Source organism: Janthinobacterium silvisoli, from assembly GCF_014200725.1.
In the GTDB taxonomy this organism is placed as follows: domain Bacteria; phylum Pseudomonadota; class Gammaproteobacteria; order Burkholderiales; family Burkholderiaceae_D; genus Janthinobacterium.
This window is the reverse complement of sequence record NZ_JACHCL010000007.1, coordinates 42,980-62,309: the sequence shown is the minus strand read 5'-3', so window position 1 is coordinate 62,309 and position 19,330 is coordinate 42,980. Positions and strand designations below refer to the sequence as shown.

Annotated in this window: 12 protein-coding genes; 2 read left to right on the top strand and 10 right to left on the bottom strand. The window is 60.6% G+C overall.

Going from position 1 to position 19,330, the window contains the following annotated elements:
• Positions 1-53 precede the first annotated feature (53 nt).
• Positions 54-2,204, top strand: a complete 2,151-nt coding sequence (locus tag HDE75_RS23160; protein ID WP_183681488.1) for an FUSC family protein — start codon at positions 54-56, stop codon at positions 2,202-2,204.
• A 9-nt stretch (positions 2,205-2,213) separates the two neighbouring features.
• Here HDE75_RS23160 and HDE75_RS23155 read toward each other — a convergent pair whose 3' ends face one another.
• The 6 genes from HDE75_RS23155 to HDE75_RS23130 all read right to left on the bottom strand — a co-directional run bounded on the left by HDE75_RS23155 (position 2,214) and on the right by HDE75_RS23130 (position 11,058).
• Complete coding sequence (locus HDE75_RS23155; RefSeq protein WP_183681491.1) at positions 2,214-4,163, bottom strand: alpha/beta hydrolase family protein; 1,950 nt, start codon at positions 4,161-4,163, stop codon at positions 2,214-2,216.
• A 67-nt stretch (positions 4,164-4,230) separates the two neighbouring features.
• Positions 4,231-5,697 (bottom strand): amino acid permease, encoded by a 1,467-nt coding sequence (locus tag HDE75_RS23150; protein WP_183681494.1) that lies wholly within the window; start codon positions 5,695-5,697, stop codon positions 4,231-4,233.
• A 311-nt stretch (positions 5,698-6,008) separates the two neighbouring features.
• Complete coding sequence (locus HDE75_RS23145; RefSeq protein ID WP_183681497.1) at positions 6,009-7,451, bottom strand: amino acid permease; 1,443 nt, start codon at positions 7,449-7,451, stop codon at positions 6,009-6,011.
• 134 nt (positions 7,452-7,585) lie between these two features.
• Positions 7,586-8,047: a RidA family protein gene (locus tag HDE75_RS23140; protein ID WP_183681500.1), complete on the bottom strand. Its 462-nt coding sequence runs from the start codon at positions 8,045-8,047 to the stop codon at positions 7,586-7,588.
• Positions 8,048-8,238: 191 nt separating this feature from the next.
• Positions 8,239-9,792, bottom strand: a complete 1,554-nt coding sequence (locus tag HDE75_RS23135) for an ATP-binding cassette domain-containing protein (RefSeq protein ID WP_183681503.1) — start codon at positions 9,790-9,792, stop codon at positions 8,239-8,241.
• A gap of 153 nt (positions 9,793-9,945) precedes the next feature.
• Positions 9,946-11,058 (bottom strand): NADH:flavin oxidoreductase/NADH oxidase, encoded by a 1,113-nt coding sequence (locus HDE75_RS23130; RefSeq protein WP_183681506.1) that lies wholly within the window; start codon positions 11,056-11,058, stop codon positions 9,946-9,948.
• A gap of 167 nt (positions 11,059-11,225) precedes the next feature.
• Between HDE75_RS23130 and HDE75_RS23125 the strand changes: the two genes are divergently transcribed.
• Positions 11,226-11,780 carry a glycine zipper 2TM domain-containing protein gene (locus HDE75_RS23125; protein WP_183681509.1) on the top strand — a complete coding sequence of 185 codons (555 nt, stop codon included), beginning with the start codon at positions 11,226-11,228 and terminating at the stop codon, positions 11,778-11,780.
• A 105-nt stretch (positions 11,781-11,885) separates the two neighbouring features.
• Here the strand turns inward: HDE75_RS23125 and HDE75_RS23120 are convergent, their stop codons facing one another.
• From HDE75_RS23120 to HDE75_RS23105, 4 genes are all read right to left on the bottom strand, one after another.
• Complete coding sequence (locus tag HDE75_RS23120) at positions 11,886-12,395, bottom strand: DUF1993 domain-containing protein (RefSeq protein WP_183681511.1); 510 nt, start codon at positions 12,393-12,395, stop codon at positions 11,886-11,888.
• Positions 12,396-12,459: 64 nt separating this feature from the next.
• A complete protein-coding gene (locus tag HDE75_RS23115) occupies positions 12,460-13,401 on the bottom strand; it encodes a DUF2167 domain-containing protein (protein WP_260174312.1) in 942 nt (313 codons plus the stop codon).
• Positions 13,402-13,564: 163 nt separating this feature from the next.
• On the bottom strand, positions 13,565-14,581 hold the full coding sequence (locus HDE75_RS23110; RefSeq protein ID WP_183681514.1) for a succinylglutamate desuccinylase: 1,017 nt from the start codon (positions 14,579-14,581) through the stop codon (positions 13,565-13,567).
• Complete coding sequence (locus HDE75_RS23105; RefSeq protein WP_183681517.1) at positions 14,581-19,281, bottom strand: NAD-glutamate dehydrogenase domain-containing protein; 4,701 nt, start codon at positions 19,279-19,281, stop codon at positions 14,581-14,583. The genes HDE75_RS23110 and HDE75_RS23105 overlap by 1 nt, the downstream gene beginning before the upstream one ends.
• Positions 19,282-19,330 lie beyond the last annotated feature (49 nt).

Sequence of the window (19,330 nt, the reverse complement as noted above, 5' to 3'; positions counted from 1 at the left end):
CATCGGAGATCCCGGTGCGGCGCTTCTTTTTGTGCCTGCCCACAAGGTCAACCATGCACTACGCACTCAATCTACGCACCTTTATTTACAGCCACTATTTTTACCTGGGCTTGCGGGTGGCCTTCGGCCTGGTCGGCCTGACCTTGCTGACCCTGGCCATCAGCGACAGCGATACCGCCATGACGGTCTGCATCGGCGCCCTGTGCACCACCCTGATGGACATGCCCAGTCCATTGCGCCACAAGTTCAATGAAATGCTGTCCTCGGTATTGCTGTGCAGCGCTGTCACCCTCTTGATCAGCCTATGCGCGCAAGTGCCGTGGCTGCTGATGGCCGTGCTGGTGATCGTCAGCTTTTTTGCCAGCATGATGGTGGTATATGGCAAGAAATCGATGCCCTTGCAACTGGCAGCCCTGTTCATCATGACCATGTCGATGGAGCATCATATGACGTGGCAGCAAGCCTTGCACCATGCGGGCCTGTTCATGCTCGGTGGCCTCGCTTACCTGGCTTACGCCATGGGCGTGGCCTGGTTCTTGCGCCACCGCATCAAGCAGCAAGTACTGGCCGAAGCCCTGTTTGAACTGGCCGCCTATATCGACATCAAGGCTGATTTCTACGACACGCGCTTCAATCTGACGGAACAGTTCAACAAGCTGGTGCGCCACCAAAGCATATTGGCGGACCGCCAGCAAGCGTCGCGCGACTTGATCTTGCGCAGCCACAAGAACAGCAAGGATGCCATCGTCGTGCAAGTGCATGTGTGCATGCTGGACCTGTATGAATTGATCTTGTCCACCCACACCGATTACGCGCTGCTGCGCCAGCACCTGGCCGACTCCGACGTCTTGAAGTCGCTGCACGACCTGGCCTACAAGGCCGCGCGCGATATCGAATCGGTGGCTTACGCCGTCACGCGCAAGCGCGCTTCGTATGCGCAAATTCAGTATGAACAGGAATGGGCCGAGATCGAAGCGGAAATCGCCCGCCTGCAAGCCAGGGGCGAGAGTGCGCAGGAAGCGCTGGCGACCTTGCGCGCCCAGCGCAACAAGATACGCGCACTCTTGAAAATGATTGCTGAACTGCATGTCGCCAGCCAGAAAGTCTCCGAACACGTGCCCTTCTGGCGCGGTGCCGACATGGCGCCCTTCCTGTCGCAACCGAAATACGAACTGACTACGCTGTTTGCCAGCATGCGCATGGAATCGCCCGTGTTCCGCTTTGCGCTGCGCGTCTCGATGGCCATCTGCGCGGGCCTGGCGATTGCCCACTGGCTGCCCTACGCGGCCCACAGCTACTGGATCGTGTTGACCATCGTCATCATCTTGCGGCCTACCTTCAGCATGACGCGCCAGCGCCGGGCCGACCGCATCATCGGCACCCTTATCGGCTGCGTGCTGACAGCCCTGGTGATCCGTTTTGTCCACAGCGACATTGTGCTGATGGCGATACTGTTCCTCGCCGTCATCGCCATGCCCACCTTCATTTATCTGCGCTACCGCTATACGGCGATTGCCGTCAGTTTGATGATTTTATTGCAGCTGCACCTGGTAGCGCCCAGCAATCCGCACCTGGTGACGGAACGCCTGATCGACACCTTCATCGGCGCGGTGGTGGCCACTATCTTCAGCTTCGTGCTGGCCAGCTGGGAGTATCAAAGCCTGCCAAGACTGGTGCGCCAGGTGCTCAACGTCAACCTGGCCTATATGCAAGCCAGTTTCGAGTTATTGCAGGGAAAAACATTCGATGATATTGCCTACCGCATCGAGCGCAAGCGCCTGATGGATAGCCTGGCAGCGCTCAGCTCGGCGCTGGTGCGCATGCTCGATGAACCGGCCAGCAAGCAGCGGGCCGTGGAAGACATCAACCTGTTCATCGTGCAAAACTATTTGCTGGTGGCCCATGTAGCGGCGCTGCGCTCCATCCTGGGACGCCACGCGCACGAATTGCCCGGAACACAGGTGAATGCCTTGTTGACGCACAGCCATACGCAAGTGTGCGCTACCCTGTCGCGCGCGCTGGAACAGCTGGACCAGCAGGCCAGTATCAGCACACCGCTGGCCAGCCAGCCGGCGCCGGTCAGTGCTGACGGCACATGGTCGGGCTGGCCTTTGGTACAGCGCCGCATCCGCTTGTTGCAGGCAGATGCGGACAAGATCGTGATCCATAGCGCTGCGATCGTGCATATTACATCGTCGCGCTAAACCACACATTTATTTCAAATAGCGTTCAAACCAGGCGAGAGTGCGCTGGCGCAAGTCGCGCTGGTGCTCGGGTTTGCGGAAGGCGTGGCCTTCGCCGTCGTAGATGAACAGCGACGATGGTACGCCCATGGCGCGCAAGCCATGCCAGAATTCCAGCGACTGGGCAGCCGGGGTTTCCACGTCGCGCTCGCCCACATAGATCAGGGTCGGTGTCTTGGCTGCCTTGATCGATTCGATCGGCGAAGCGCGGCGGTAGACTTCCGGATTGTCATAGGCGGAAGCGCCAAAGAAGGGAATCATCCACTGGTTGATGCCGTTCTGGCCGTAATAGCTGATCCAGTTGGCCACGCCGGCACCGGCCACGGCCGCCTTGAAGCGCTCGCTATGCGTGACGCCCCACATGGTCATGAAGCCGCCATAGGAGTGGCCTATCAGCCCCAGGCGCTGGCCATCGATGGGCGCCACTTTTTGCGCCGCATCGATACCGGTCAGGATGTCGCGCCAGTCGCCACCGCCAAAGTCCGCCATGTTGGCGCGCGTAAATGCCTGGCCCTGGCCAAAGCTGCCGCGTGGATTGGGCAGGAAGACAAAATAACCCTTCTCCGCGAACTCGCGGATTTGCGAACTGGCGTCCACATAACGTGGCGAAGCTGCAGCACCCGGGCCACCATGCACATTGACGATCATCGGATATTGCTTGCCGGCCTCTACCTTCACCGGACCCAGCAGCCAGCCCTGCACTTTGTAACCTTCATTGTTCCAGCCCACATTCTGTACGCTTACCTGTGGCGCAAACTGCTCGTTATCGTGGGTGATTTTTTTCAGTTGCTGCCAGGGACCAGCCACCAGATACGAGGCATGGATAAAATCTTCCTGTGCCGCGGCGGCTTGCTTGCCATCGGCGCTGAACGACAAGCGGCCGTCAAGAGCACCGCTGCTGATGGCGCCCAGCAAGACTGGCTGCGCCGGGCCGCTTTGTGCATCAAGCGGCACCACGGCCAATTGTGAGTCGATCAGGGCGGTGGCCAGCAAACCATTGCTGCGCCACACGACACCATTGAAGGTGCCGCGATAGCCGGGCGTCAGGTTGCGCGGCGTGCCGCCCGCCAGCGGTACTGTGTAGATATCGCCGCCAACCGAACCAAAGTCGCTCATCAGGCCGCCGATGAAGGCCACCGTCTTGCCGTCCTGCGACACCGAGGGCGCATTCATTTGCATGGCGGGCGCGGCGATCACGCGCAAGGCGCCCGTGGTGGCGTCGATATGGCTGAGCTTGGCAACCCACCAGTTGCTGTCGCCATTGCCTTGCGCACTCGTGGCGACAAAACCGCGGCCATCGGGCGTCCAGTTGTATTCATAGACATAGGTGTCGGCCGGCGACAGTAAACGCAACTCGCCGCCAGCAGCCGGCACCACGCCGATGCGCTGGGCGTCATCTTCGCTACCGACTTCCCCCACCTGGCGCGCGCCCGCTTCCACCGCGCCGGCCAGCTTGCGCGCCCCCACGGTAGCCAGCAAGGCCAGCTGTTTGCCATCGGGAGACCAGCGGGCCGTGCTGGCCACGCCTTTTACACTCAGCAATTCTTTCGACTGGCCCTGCTCCAGGCTGGCCAGGTACACGCTCGCCTTGCCGACCTTGCCATCGTAGCCGATAAAGGCCAGCCGCTTGCCATCTGGCGACCAGCTCGGTTTATCGTAGGAGCAAACGGCGCAGGGGTCGAATTGCTGCACGATGGCGCCATTGGCTGCGTCGCGCACGATGATGGCGCCATGCGGGCGCTGCAGCTGGCCGCCGGGCTGGCTGACTTCATTGTTGGCTTCGATGGCGGCGATGCGCTGGCCATTGCCGGACAAGGCCACGGCGCGGTAGTCGCGCAAGACAGGCGTTTGCGCAGGCGCAGCCTGTACGGTAGCGCCCAGCAACACACTGCCCAATACAGCCAAAGTTCTTATTTTCATCCTATCACTCCAGTCATCAATAAAAAACCGCCGGCAGGCGCGGCGGTTTCGGAACTACACAGCATATTTATTTTTTGCCCAGATGCGAGTGCCGTATGCTGTACAGGAAGTAGATGGCGACCGTGACGGCCATCCACACACTGAAGACCACAAACGTGGTGTGCGGCAAATCGCGCATGATATACAGGCAAGCGAGCACGCTGAGGCCAGGGATTACATACGGGCCGAACGGCACGCTGAAGCCCTCGATGCGGTTGCTGCCCTGCTTGTGGCGCAGCACGGGTACGGCAATCGACACCACCATGAAGGCGGTCAGGGTGCCGATACTGACCATATCCCACAGATAAGTAGCGTCGACCGTGCCGGCCACCACGGCCACCACCAGACACACCATGATGGTATTGCTGACCGGCACCAGGGTGCGCGGATGAATTTTCTGGAACGATTTCGGAATCAGGCCGTCGCGGCTGATGGCGAACAGGATGCGCGTCTGGCCGTAAATCGTCACCAGGGTCACGCTAAAGACGGAAATCACGGCGCCAGCCGACAAGACCAGCGCAGGCCAGGCCTGGCCGGTCACGTTTTGCAAGATCACCGCCAGGCCCGCTTCCTGGCCGTCAAACAGTTTGGCCTGTTGCGCGCCCAGCGCCGCTACGGCAACCAGCAGATAAAACACGGTGACGATCAGCAGAGCGCCAAGGATGCCGCGCGGCACATTACGCCGGGGATTTTTCACTTCATCACCGGCCGTGGCCACCGTATCGAGGCCGATAAACGAGAAAAACACGGTGCCGGCCGCCGCGGTCACGCCCGTCATGCCGGCAAAGCCCTTGCTATTGTCGGCATTGAAAAATGGGAAGAAGTTATCGGCGTTGAAACCGGAAAACGCGATGACAATAAAAAAGATCAGGATGGCCAGTTTGATCAAAACCATGATGGCATTCATCAGGGCCGATTCCTTGGCGCCGCGCAACAGCAGGAAACCACACATGGCGATCAGGAAGATGGGCGGCAGGTTGATATGGCCGAAATTAAATTCCACGCCATGCGGGCCGGATATGATCATCGGCGAACGCAGCATTTCCGGAATATGCCAGCCGAAGGCGTTTTGCAGGAAATTATTCAGGTAGGACGACCAGCCGATGGCCACCGCACTGCCCGCCAAGCCATATTCCAGCAACAGACAGGCGGCCATGATGAAAGCCAGGAATTCGCCGACGGTGGCGTAGGCAAACGAGTAGGAAGAACCGGATGCCGGGATGCGAAACGACAGTTCCGCATAGCACAAGGCTGTCAGGCCAGCCGTGACGGCGGCGATCAGGAAAGACAGGATGACCGATGGCCCCGCCTTGGGCACGGCTTCCACCATGGTAAAGAAAATACCCGTGCCGATGGTGGCGCCCACGCCGATCATGGTCAGGGAAAACAGGCCGATGGAGCGGCTCAGGCCGCTGCTGCTGAGGCCTTCACCATGGTCGACCGTGGTATCGATCGGCTTGGTGCGGCAGAGTTTCTGGACCAGGGTTTGGCTCACTAGACATCCTTCTTCTTATGGGACTTACAACATCAGACATGCTCATCGGCATGACCACTGAAAACGCACGATTTGGCATTCCGGCCCTGTCTGCCAAAAAGCTGGAAACATCGTGTCCATTTTCAAAACTAAGCGATTATAGGGCTTTCGCCGATCCAGCCAAACAGAACTTTGATGTATGGATACAACGCTGGCTGCCCACGACAAACGGGGCCGGCGCAACAAAAGGATGACAATATTGCTGAGTAGAAATGAAAAAGCGCGCCGCTGCAAAAGCAGGGGCGCGCCCGGACATGACTATTCAGATATGCTTATTTTTTGTGCTGCGGTGCATCAGCGGGCGGCCAGCCTGCCTCGTAACCTTGTGGCACCTCATCGCGTACTTCATCGCGCAAGTCTTTCGGCTTCAAGCCCAGAGCGTAGTACAGCACGGTCAAGAGGATCAGCCAGGCTGGGCCGATGATGAGGGCCACGCGGGTATCGGGGAAATACGCCATCAAGCCAATCACCAGGGCCAGGAAAGCCAGCGAAATCCAGGAACCATACGGCGCGAACGGCATGCGGAAGGCCAGGTTCTTGATTTCCAGCGGGCTCAAGGTTTTGCGGAACTGCATCTGCGTTACCAGGATCACGCCCCAGGTCCAGACGGCGCCGAAGGTGGAAATCGAGGTGACCCAGACAAACACTTTTTCCGGCACCAGGTAGTTCAGCAACACGCCAACCAGCAGCGCCAGCACGGACACCATGATGGCCCGGCGCGGCACGCCGCTGCTGGTGGTTTCGGCAAACGCCTTCGGCGCCTGGCCTTGCAGCGCCAGGTTGTACAGCATGCGGCCCGTGCTGAAGATGCCGCCATTGCACGACGACAAGGCTGCCGTCAGCACGACGAAGTTGATGATACCGGCCGCCGTCTTGATACCCAGGCGTTCAAACGTCATCACGAAAGGACTGCCGGTGGTGCCGATTTCATTCCATGGGTAAATGGACAGGATCACGAACAAGGCGCCGACATAAAAAATCAGGATGCGCCAGAACACGGAATTGATGGCGTCAGGAATCGATTTTTTCGGATTGGCCGCTTCGCCAGCCGTCAAGCCGATCATTTCCACGCCCAGATAGGCAAACATCACCATCTGCAAGGACATCAGCACGCCTTGCGCGCCATTCGGGAAGAAGCCGCCGTGCGTCCACAGGTTGGAAATACCGATCGCCACGCCGCCGTTGCCGAAACCAAAGATGATCATGCCGGCGCCGCCAATGATCATCAGCACGATGGTGACGACCTTGATCAGGGCAAACCAGAATTCGAATTCACCATAGGCTTTCACGGCCAGCAGGTTGATGGCGCCCATGGAAGCCAGGGCGGCCAGGGCCCAGATCCAGTGCGGCACGCCGGGGAACCAGATGCTCATGTAAATGGCGACTGCGGTAATTTCCGCGATGCAAGTGACCAGCCACAGGAACCAGTAGTTCCAGCCCGTCAGATAACCTTGCAAAGGGCCCAGGTAATCCTGCGCATAGCGGCTGAAGGAGCCAGCGACGGGATTGTGCACGGCCATTTCACCCAGGGCCCGCATGATCATGAAGATCACCGCGCCACCAATAATATAGGACAGCATGATGCCGGGACCGGCCATCTTGATCGCATTGCCCGAGCCCAGGAACAGGCCCACGCCGATCGCGGCGCCCAGCGCCATCAAGCGTATCTGCCGCTCGCCCAGGCCGCGGTGCAAGCTGTGTTCACTCGTTTTCATTACCGTGTCTCCGTGATTTTTCGATGCGCCGACGCACCCGCCCCCGTGGCGGTTCCGCTCTTGCAGGGGAGAATGGGCGGCTGGCCGGCGGGTGATCGCCGGCGCGTAGTCAGACCGTCAGGTCAGATATGTACTTATTCAGCCAATTCAGCGATCAGTTCGATCTCAACGCATGCACCCAATGGGATTTGCGCTACGCCAAAAGCGGAACGGGCATGCTTGCCGCTGTCGCCGAACACTTCCACGAACAGTTCCGAAGCGCCGTTGGTAACCAGGTGCTGTTCCGTGAATGTGGAGGTGGAATTGACCAGGCTCATGACCTTGACGATGCGTTTGACTTTGTTCAGGTCGCCGCCGCAAGCGTCTTGCAGGGTAGCGATCAATTCAATCGCGATGCCGCGGGCGGCCACTTTGCCTTCTTCGGTGGTCACGTCCTTGCCCAATTGGCCGACCCAGATCTTGCCATCCTTCTTGGCCAGGTGGCCGGACAGGAACACGGTGTTGCCCGTGCGCGCATGCATCACATACGCGGCAGCTGGCGCGGCAACGACTGGCAATTCGATGTTGAGGGCTTTGAGTTTTTCGTAAAACGACATGCTATTTCTCCAAGAAACAATATAAATGACAACCGTACAATACTAAATAACATCATATTGGTGAACCGCCAGTTTTAGTTCACAAATAGATTCGGTTATTCAGTGGATTATACCGATAATCAAAGCGTATCCAGCACGTATACACGCATCATACTGTTGCTTTATAACAGCTTAATTTTTTGATTAAATTGTTATTTCAATAAATGGATACTCCCATCATCGAGTAGCAATTCCTGCAAGAATGCCTGGTCGTGCGACACCACCAGCAAGGCGCCCCGGTATAAGCGCAGCATTTGGGCCAAGGCTTGCAAGCTGGCCAGGTCCAGGTGGTTATCGGGTTCATCGAGCAATAACAGTTGCGGCGGAGCCTGCGCGTACAGTTCCGCCGCCAGCGCCACTTTCATGCGCTCGCCGCCACTGAGCAAACGGCTGGGCACGGTGGCGCGCGCACCGTTGATACCCAGCAGCGCCAGCCGCGTGCGCAATTCACCTTCACTGAGGAGGCTATTGCGTGCTTGCAGGCGCGCAATAGCGCTCAAGCCGCCATCAGAGCCGCCCGCATGCTGGTCCAGCCAGGCCAGCCGCGCATGACAACGCAGCTCGCCACTGGCTGGCGCCAGTTGCCCGGCGATCACGCGCAGCAAGGTCGATTTGCCGCTGCCATTGTCTCCCCTCACGGCCAGCCGGCACGGACCGCTGAGTATCAGGTTCAAAGGCTGCGTTGATCCATGCGGCAAGACGAGATCAGACAACTCCAACATCAGCTTGCCGTTCGGCACCACACTGTCGGGCGCCAGCAGCAAGCGCTCAGCATCCGGCGCACAGCGGGCACTGGCCTCCATTACTTTGATGCGGCGCTCTTGCTCTGCTTGCTGCGCGCGCAGCCGCAGCCGGCCCTGGCTAGCCTGGCTTTTTTCCTTTTTCGCGTCCAGCAGCAGCTTGCTTTGATTGCCTTCCCGCCCTTCCCGCTCACCGCGGCTCACTCTTTTTTGCTGGCGTTCCGCCTGCTGCTGCGCTTCGCGCCGGGCGCGGCGGGCGCCAGCTTTTTCCGACTGCAAGGCAACGGCAAAACCGGCCTGCTCCAGCGCCCGCTGCTGCGCGTAAAAATCGTAATTGCCGCCGTAGCTGCGCAAGCCCTGGGCCGACAATTCAACGATCTCGTCCACATGGACCAGCAGGCTGCGGTCGTGGCTGATCAATAGCAAGCCACGCGGCCAGCGCCCCATCTGCGCCAGCAGGCGGCCACGCTGCTGCGCATCGAGATGGTTGCTCGGTTCATCAAGCAGCAGCCAATCGGCCTGCGACAACCATGCTCCTTGCAGGGCAATGCGCTGGCGTTCGCCACCGCTGAGATTCACCGTAGCGGTATCAGGGCCGACATGAGGCAAGTCAATCTCGTCGAGCGCCTGCCGCAAGCGGGTCGCGGCATCCCAGCGATCGCCCACCAGCGCGTAATCGTCAGGATCAAGCGAACCGTCAGCGATACGTGACAGCGCGGCCAGCACAGTGGCTACGCCAGCCAGGGCCGCAACCGTTGGGTAATGTTCAGGGGCCAGATCTTGCGGCACATAATGCATGCCGCCATGCTGGCCCGCCAGCAAACGGCCCAGCACACTCTTGCCCACGCCGTTATCGCCGACCAGGCCGATACGGTGTGGGGCAAACGTAAATTGCAGATCGGAAAACAAAGTCCTGCCATCGGGCAAGACGTGGGAAAGACGGTCGAGTTGTAATACTGCAGACATGAATACTCCTGGTACAAGGCAAGCGAACCCGTACAGCAGCTAGTGCTGGCGGGAAGGGCTGGGCCGTGCACAGCACGGCAGTATCAATGGCGCATGTCGATTCGTCCTGAAAGTATGAAGTAAAGAAACATTAGTGTAGCAGAGCTGGCCCGTTCACCGCTGGCCCAGGGTCGTGTCGCCGAACAGGTCTTTCAATTCGCGGGGCTGCGAGCGCCAGTATTGCGGTGGCGCCTGCACCTGTGCACCCAGCTGGGCAGCGGCATGCCAGGGCCAGCGCGGGTCGAACAAAATGGCGCGGGCCAGCGCCACCATATCGGATTGGCCACCGGCGATAATATCTTCGGCTTGCTGCGCTTCCGTGATCAAGCCCACGCTGATGGTGGGCAAACCCGCATCGCGCTTGATGCGTTCGGCAAACGCCACCTGATAGCCAGGACTCAGCGGTATTTTCTGCTGCGGCGAAATACCGCCGCTGGAAACATGAATGAAATCAGCGCCCAGGCGTTTGGCCTCTTGCGTAAAACGGACACTTTGTTCGATCTCCCAGCCACCGTCTACCCAGTCGGTGGCGGAAATGCGTACGCCCACCGCCACGCTGGCCGGCACGGCCGCACGCACGGCTTCCAGCACTTCCAGCGGGAAACGCATGCGGTTTTCCAGGCTACCGCCATAGGCATCGCTGCGATGATTGGATAGCGGTGAAAGAAACTGATGCAGCAGATAACCATGGGCAGCATGCAATTCGATGCCTTCGATGCCCAGCGCCTGCACGCGCTGCGCGGCGGCAACGAAAGCGCCCTTTACTTGCAGCAAGCCCATTTCGTCGAGCGCGATGGGCACCGTTTCGCCAGGTGCATGGGCTATCGCCGACGGCGCCACCGTTTGCCAGCCCCCCTCGGACAAATGTACGCAAGCGCCGCCCTGCCATGGCGCGCGGCTCGACGCCTTGCGGCCAGCATGGCCCAGTTGCACGATCAATGGCATAGTCGAGTGGCGGCGGATCGCCTGTACTACTTTGCCCAAGGCAGCCTGGTTGGCGTCCGACCATAAGCCCAGGTCATCGGCCGAGATGCGCCCCTCCGGTGAAACAGCCGTCGCTTCCGTCATCAGCAAGCCCGCACCGGACAGCGCCAAGTGGCCCAGGTGGATCATATGCCAATCGGTGGCGTTGCCATTTTCGGCCGAATACTGGCACATGGGCGCGATGGCAATGCGGTTGACCACCGGCAAGGGCCCGAGGGCGTAGGGCGTGAATAACTGGCTCATGGATGACTCCGGCATGGGGGAGGCTTGATTTTACTGCGCTTTATCAAAGCTGGTGGGAGCGCAGGAACTTACACCTGCTTACGTCTGATACAGGCGCGCACCTAGCTTGGCGGAAACAGTACCGTTAATCTGAGCACATCAATAACAACAACACCCGAGGAAAGCATATGAATACCACCGTCGCCACCACCGCTACCGCCAGCCGCATCCACCCACTGGTGGCCGGCGCTGCCGTTTCCGTCATCGTCGCCAGCCTGGTCGGCGTCGCCGCCATGGCCGGCTGGCTGCCTAGTTCGCATAGCGCCACCGCGCCAGCCTCAGCCATTCCTGCCGACGTGGCCGCCATGACACCGGCCAGCGCCTCGGCACTGGCGGCGCCAATGCCAGCGCCTGTCGCGGCGCCAGTGGTCGCGCAAGTGGCACCCGAACCAGCGCCAGTGGTACACAAAAGAGTAGTCCACCATACGCAAGTGGCGCAAGCCCCTGTCTATAACGATGACAATGGCTACCGCGAACCGGTGCGCCAGCAGCAGCCAGTGCAGGCACAAGCGCCGGCACAACCGAATTATGTGGGCATTGGCGCTGGCGCCGTCATCGGTGGCTTGCTGGGCAACCACGTCGGCGGTGGCCGCGGCAAGGCGCTGGCGACGGTTGCCGGTGTGATCGGCGGCGGCATGCTGGGCAATGCTGTGCAGAACGAAGTGCAACAACCGCAGCGTTAAAAACCTACTGCGCGGCGCGATTTGCTGCCTGCGATGCTCCCCGTGCCTCCGCACGGGTGCGCTTCTCAGCCACAACTCGTTGCCGCTCGCTACGGTTTTTGAAGGTCAGTCGTAAGGACCTAAAAAGTCCAGCTTGCCGATCGCCACGCCATTGCTGCGCAGGATGGCGTGGATGATAGATACGTGGAAATAGAAGTTGGGCAAGGCAAAGCTGAGCAGGTAATCGTCGCCCGAGAACTTCTTGCCTTCATCGCTCCAGTTCAGCACCACCTCGCGCTGGGCGCTGCCGGCCAGCTGGCCTGCATTGACACTCTCGATATACGCAATGGTGTTGGCGATCCGTTCCTGCAATTGCTCGAACGAGACTTCGTTATCTTCGAACTTGGGTGCGGCCACGCCGCTCAGGCGCTCGATGGACAGTTTTGAGGTATCGCTGGCGCGCTGCACCTGCGCCGTCAAGTCCAGCATATCGGGCGCCAGCTGCGCACCCAATACGATCTCGGGCACGATGCCCCCTTCTTCGACATGCGATTGCGCCTTTTCCAGCAAGTTTGATACCACGCGCAAGCCACGGATAAATACGGGGACGGTTGCCTGATACATGGATACGGACATGGCTGACTCCTCAGAATTGATGATGAGCCAGTGTACCCGACACCATGTGCACAGGCACGCGCGCTTACTTGTCCAGGTTGACCTTGTCTTCCCGTACAGGCTGCTCACGCTGTTCAGGCTGGACTGGCTGTTTCTTCTTGAAGATGCTGCCAAAGAATTTGACGATGGCCGCACCCGCACCGACCACAATCAGTATCAAGGCCTTTTTGAAGGCCAGCAGCAGCGCCAGCAATTTGCCAAACAATCCCAGCTTGCTGGCCACGCCACCAGCCACCAGTGCCGCCAGGCCATACTCGGCCACCTTGTCTGTCTTGCTGTCGAAATCCGTATAGCGGTTGCCTTCCGTAAATTCCGTAAAGCCCGTCACCTGCTTCATTTCCTTCTTGATAGCCTCGATCTGTTGAATACTGGCAATCGCATTCAAATTCAGTACGCCTTCGCGGCCCAGCACGCGCACGTTGTAATTGAGCGAATGTTCGCCACTATCGATCTTCAGGTCCTTGGCCCAGTACAGCTTGTGCGACTGTTTCTCATAACTGGGCTTTTCCGCCCAACCCACCAGTTGCATGCCGGGGTAGCCCTGCTTCTTGCGCTCGGCGTTACCGTCCAACACGGACGCCTGCATATCCTTCAGCAGCTCGTCGTACTTGATGCTGTCTGCATCGTCATCCTTGATATGGCCTTCCTTTTCATAGGTGACAATGACACCCCAGCTTTCGCGCTCGAGTACGCTAATGCCGGCAGGCACGATCATGCCCAAGGAATGGAAGCCAGGTGGATTGCCCCAGGCATCGACCAGCACGCTCTCGGCGTCCGTCGGCGACAGATAACGGAAATTGGCAGGCAAGTCGAGGGTGGCTATGCCGCCAGGCAAGGTAATCTTGCCGCGCTGGAAGTGTAGCTGCGCTAAAAACTGCTCGGCAGTCATGGTCTTTGCAGGCGCGGCCTCCTCAGGCGGGGCCGCCGCCACCAGGCTGGAAAGGGTCAGGCACAGGAGTGCAGTCAATAAGCGTTTCAACATGATGAATTTGGAAGTTTTCAAAAGAGAAATATTCTAAACCACGCACGATTGACTGATGCACAATTATTTCCAAAAAGCATTTTTGCCATGAAAAAGCGCCGGGCGGGTTACCCCGGCCGGCGCCATGTGCCAATCAAACGCAAGAAAATCAGGAAACGCGCACCACCATCAAGCCTGCACGCAAGCCCACGCGCACGTCAGGATTCGGGAATACCACCAGCTCTTCCGCATGCTTGACCGTATAAGTCACATCACCATCGCTGGCGATCAGCGCATGCTGCGGTAAAGAGGTGAAATTTTGCGTGTTGCGGTCAAAAGCCATGCGGAAATCATCGCTATGCTTGATGATTTCCTGCGCCACCTTGAACACATGGGGAGCCGCCTTGATGGGCTGCGCAGGGGCGCCGCGCAGCAAGCCATCGAGCGATCGCGACACTTCATCGAACAGCGACAAATCATTCTGTCCCAAAGTGCCCACGCGGCCCAGTTCCACTGTGCTGGCGGCTGCGCCAAAATGCTCGGCCGAGTAATAGCTGTAAGTGCCAGCCGACTGCGGATTCATGATGATGGCGCCGATGGCCGCCTGGCCCAGCCAGTCGATCAGCTGTGCCTTGGCCACGTCCGGCACCAGGTCTGGCACGATGGCAAACGTGGGATACACGGAAGGCCGTATGGCCGTGTGCAGATCCAGGTGCCAGCGTACGGGACCGGCCCCGTTGAAAAACGCGCTGGTGGCGGCGATCATGTCGTCGGCACGCGCTGCTTCCGCCGCGCTGGCCAGCGAACCACGCACGGGACGGAACATGCGGTTCAAGTCGGCATCGATAAAACGCTTGCCAGCCCGGATCGCATCGACATTGCCCACGCAAACGAGCAAGTCGACGGCCAGCGCAGACGCATCGCGCGACAGGGCATCGAGCAAATAGGCCAGCACTTCGATCGGCCCCGTCTCGTCGCCATGCACGCCGACCGAGACCGCCACGCTGGCGCGGTTCAGATCGGCGCTGGCATGCTTAACCTGCAGCATGCCCGGTGCCGGCAGGGCCACGGCGAAGCCGGCGTCGGCAAACAGCCGCGCCACGGCGCTGAAGTCTGCTTCGGCCAGCGCCTGCACGGCCGGCGGCAAGCTGCCAGACTGTGCACCTTCAAAAGCGTCTTGCGTCATTACACGGCCGCTTCCGTCGTGACTTTATTGACCGCCTCGGACAAGGTCCAGACGTCCAGCATCGCTTGCTCCAGCTCCGTCGCCGCCACATACGCCGACAAACCCAGCGCACCGGTCACCGCATCGACAGCCTGGCTTGCGTTACCAGCGCCAGCACTGGCCAGCACCTGCGTCAACAGACGCTGCTGGGTGCGGCGCAGGGCTTGCTGCGCATAGCTGCGCAACTGTTCCTGCGATTTACCGGACGCAGCCAGCTTCAAACCACGCTCCAGGGTATCGATACCGGCCTGGCTGCGCAGGGCCAGGCCCACTTGCAAAAAGGCCGCCAGGTCCATCGAGGCCGGACGTTGCACCGACAGCGCAGGGAACAGGAAACCGGCAACGACTTCCAGCGCATCGACCGCATCCCACGCTTGCACGAAGGCCGGGTTCAAGCCTGGCACCAGCGCAGCCTCGGACTTGATGCCGACGGCCTTGAGCAAGTCACGCTTGGCTTCCGCACCAAACAGACGGGTCAGCTCAGCCAGGCCGGCGCCACGCAATTGTTCGGCCGGAATCGCCAGCACGCCGGCGATCATGGTTTGCTGCAGCGCGCGCGTTTGTGCATCGACCTTGATCGACACGGCGCGTGGAATCGTCAAGGCGTCCGCATCGAGCGCATCAAACACGGGCGCCAGGTTCAAGGCCACCCAGGCCTGGCCCCAGGCCAGGATCACGGACGACTCTTCCACGCCATGTTCTGCCGCCAGCTCGCGCAGCATCAATGGACCGCAGCGGTTGACCACTTCGTTGGCCAGCACGGTCGCCAGAATGGCGTTGGCCAGCGGGTGATCGAGCGCAGAACGGGTCGCCACCAGCAACGATGGGAAGTATGGCGTGAGGACTGGCGCGGCCCAGGTTTCATCCGTCAACGGCAGGCTGGAGAGGATGCGCTTGTAGCGGTTCTTCACGTTGGCGATCACCACCGCCAGTTCCGGCGTGGTCAAGCCACGGTTGTCCAGCTTGCGGCGTGCCAGTTCAGCCACCGATGGCAGCTGCTCCAGCTCGCGCGACAGGGCGCCCTCTTCTTCCAGGCTGGCGATCAGGGCAGCGTAGCCATCCTGCACCGCGCTTTCGCTTTGCGCCTGCAGTTCGCGCACCAGCAAATGCGTCTGCTGCGTGTTGTCGCGCAAGACCAGGCGTTCCACGTCGTCCGTCATCGCATACAGCTCGCGGTTGCGGTCCGCTTCGGACAGCTTGCCGGCGTTGACTTCCACGTCCAGCCAGATCTTCACGTTGACTTCATGGTCCGAGCAATCCACGCCGGCCGAGTTGTCGATCGCATCGGTAAAGATACGGCCGCCCGCCAGCGCGAACTCGATACGGCCCGCCTGGGTCGCGCCGAGGTTGCCGCCTTCGGCCACCACTTTCACGCGCAGCTCATTGCCGTTGACGCGGATATGGTCATTCGCACGGTCTTTCACTTGCGCGTGGCTTTCCGTGGACGCCTTGATATAAGTACCGATACCACCGTTGTAGAACAGGTCCACCGGCGCCTTCAGGATGCGGTGCATCAGTTCTTCGGGCGCCAGCGAGGTTTCGCTGATATCGAGCGCAGCGCGGATTTCCGGCGACAGCGCGATCGTGCGCGCCGAACGTGGGTACACGCCACCGCCAGCGGAGATCAGCTCCTTGTTGTAGTCGTCCCACGAAGAACGCGGCAAGGCAAACAGGCGCGCGCGTTCTGCAAACGAGACGGCGACGTCCGGTGTCGGATCAAGGAAGATATGGCGGTGATCGAATGCGGCCACCAGTTTCAGCTGGCGCGACAGCAGCACGCCGTTGCCGAACACGTCGCCCGACATGTCGCCCACGCCGACCATGGTGATCGGGGTGGTGTTCAGGTTGTGGTCCATTTCATAGAAGTGGCGTTTCACCGCTTCGAATGCGCCCTTGGCCGTGATGCCCAGTTTCTTGTGGTCGTAACCGTTCGAACCACCCGAGGCAAATGCGTCGCCCAGCCAGAAACCGCGCTGCACGGCGATGCCGTTGGCGATATCGGAGAAGGTCGCCGTGCCCTTGTCGGCCGCCACCACCAGGTAAGGGTCGGCTTCATCGAAGCAGACCGTGTCGCTTGGGGGCACGATATTGCCCAAGGAACGGTTGTCGGTCACTTCCAGCAGGCTGGAAATGAACAGGCGGTAGACGGCTTCGCCTTCGGCCGCGATGGTTTCACGCACGGCGTCCTGCGGCATCATCTTGCAGACAAAACCGCCCTTGGCGCCGGCTGGCACGATGACGGCATTTTTCACCATCTGGGCTTTCACCAGACCCAGTACTTCGGTGCGGTAGTCTTCCATGCGGTCAGACCAGCGCAAGCCGCCACGCGCGACCGGGCCGCCGCGCAGGTGCACGCCTTCGAAGCGGCGCGAGAAGACAAAGATTTCACGGTAAGGACGCGGTTCCGGCACCAGCGCCAGGCTGCTGGTGTCGAACTTGAAGATGATCTTGTCGCCTTGTTGATCATTCTGGAAGTAGTTGGTACGCAAGGTGGCGCTCATCAAATCGGCCAGCGCGCCGAGGATTTCTTCGGTATCTGCATGGTTGATCGATGGCAGGCCAGCCTTGATGGTAGCCAGCGACGCCAGCGCAGCGGCGTGCTGCTCGCCCGGCAGCGCAGGATTGAAGCGCTGCAGGAAAGCGTCGACCAAAGCCTTGACGTGGGCCGGTTGCTTGCGCAGGCTTTCAGCAATGTAGCGCACCGAGAAGCGGCTGCCCGTCTGGCGCCAGTAGCTCGTATAAGCGCGCACCAGCTGCACTTCGCGCGTCGACAAGCCGCCTTCGATGACCAGGCCATTCAGGCGGCCGTCTTCGGCGCTATCGTTGAACAGGGCGGCAAACAATTCCTGCGCCACGGCCACGACCTCCGGCTGCGCCAGTTTGGCGGCGCTGGCGGCATCGACCGTCAGGCTGGTGACGTAGTAGCGCGTGCCATCGCTGGACGAAATTGAATAGGTTTGTTCGCGGTCGATCGCCACGCCTGCGTTATGCAGCGCTGGCAAGATGGTCGACAGCGATGGCACTCTGTTGGCCGAGTACAGGCGGATAGTCGTGATGTCGCCCGTCTCGATGCGCGCCGAAATATGCGCCGGATCGCCATTGCGCAAGATGGTGTCGAGGTCGCGCACCGCCACGGCGGGCGCGGTGGCGGCCACATAATCGAGCGGCAAGGTGGCGCACAGTTTGCGCAAGCGGGTGCGCAGCGCCACGTCGGGCACGGCGTCGGCGACGGCAGAGAAACCATTGTGCCAGCCATCGAGCACGCCCAGCAGCGGTTGTTCGATATCCGTTTCCAGGTCCAGCGGGTAGCGCGCCGCGTGGGCGATCAGGTAAACGCGCGCCAGCGGACCGTCGGCCACCAGCGTTTGCGTGCTGACGTGGGTCGCGCCCGAGCTGCGTTGCAGGGCCTTGGCCAGGCTGGAGGCGACACTGGCGCTATAGCGCTCGCGCGGCAGGTAAACCAGCACGTTCAGGTGGCGCGCATACACGTCGCGGCGCGCAAAGACCTTGGTGCGTGGCTGCTTGTACAGCGAGACGACGGCGCCGCACACTTGCGCCAGCCAGTCGAGGTCTGCTTCCAGCGCTTCGGTGCGCGGCAGCGATTCAAGGATTTCACGGAATTTTTCAGCGCGGAAGCCTTGCTGGCGCACGCCGGCCAGGCTCAATACCTTGGCCACGCGGCCGCGTGCAAATGGCAGCGCCGCCAGCGGGGTGGAATTGCCGGCGCGGGTAAACAAGCCGACGAAGCAATGCTCGCCCAAAATCGCTCCTTGCGCATCGGTGTCGCGCACGCCGATGAAGTCCAGCTGCTGGTCGCGATGCAAGGTACCGGCCACGTCGGCCTTGACGATGGACAGCGCCGACTCGCGCTTGGAGAGGGTATCGAAATCGCCGGGAATATTCGCCAGGCAGCTGCCGTAGACGGGGTGGGCTGTATCCTGCAGCACGCCGACGCGGCTGGGGATATCGCGTTCCAGTTCGCGCACGCCCGGCTTGACGCGGTAATAGGCATAACCGAAGACTTCGAAACCACCGCCGCGCGCCCACTCCAGGAAGGCCGCCACCTCCGCGCCTTCTTCACCATGCTGGGCAGCGGCGACAGACGCCAGGCGATCGCTCATGGCGCCGGCATCGCGGCGCACGATGGCGGCGTCACGCGCCACCAGATCGATTGCGGCAACCAGCGCAGCCAAGGCTTCTGGCGACAATTCTTCATCGAGCAAACACAGTACATACGATTCGAGCGGATCGCCAGCCTGGCGCACGGCTTCCACCTTGCCGTCGGCCGCGCGGCGCACCGGCAGCACGGTATTCATCACGCCGCGCACGGCCAGGTGCTGGCGGCGCATGGCCATGACGATGGAGTCGACCAGGTAAGGCATGTCCTGGTTCAGGATCAGCAAGGCGCTCGCCGTGCCGCCACGGCCATCGGCATAGCGCAAGGTCGCGATTTGGCAGCCACTGCCGGTGCGCTGCGCTGCCTGCGTGAAGCCGTCGACCAGTACGGGCGCCAGGCTTTCGGGCGCGATATCGGCCAGGTCTTCGGCGTCGAGCGAGTCGAGCCAGGCTTGTACCAGTTGTACAACCGGTGCGGCCGCATTGCCGGCCTTAGTCACCAGCTCCAGCGTTTGTGTGCGCAAATCTTGTGGCGTTTGATTCATCTTGCATCTCCATTACGGTCATGTGAATGTCCAACGCTGTCGTTCGGGC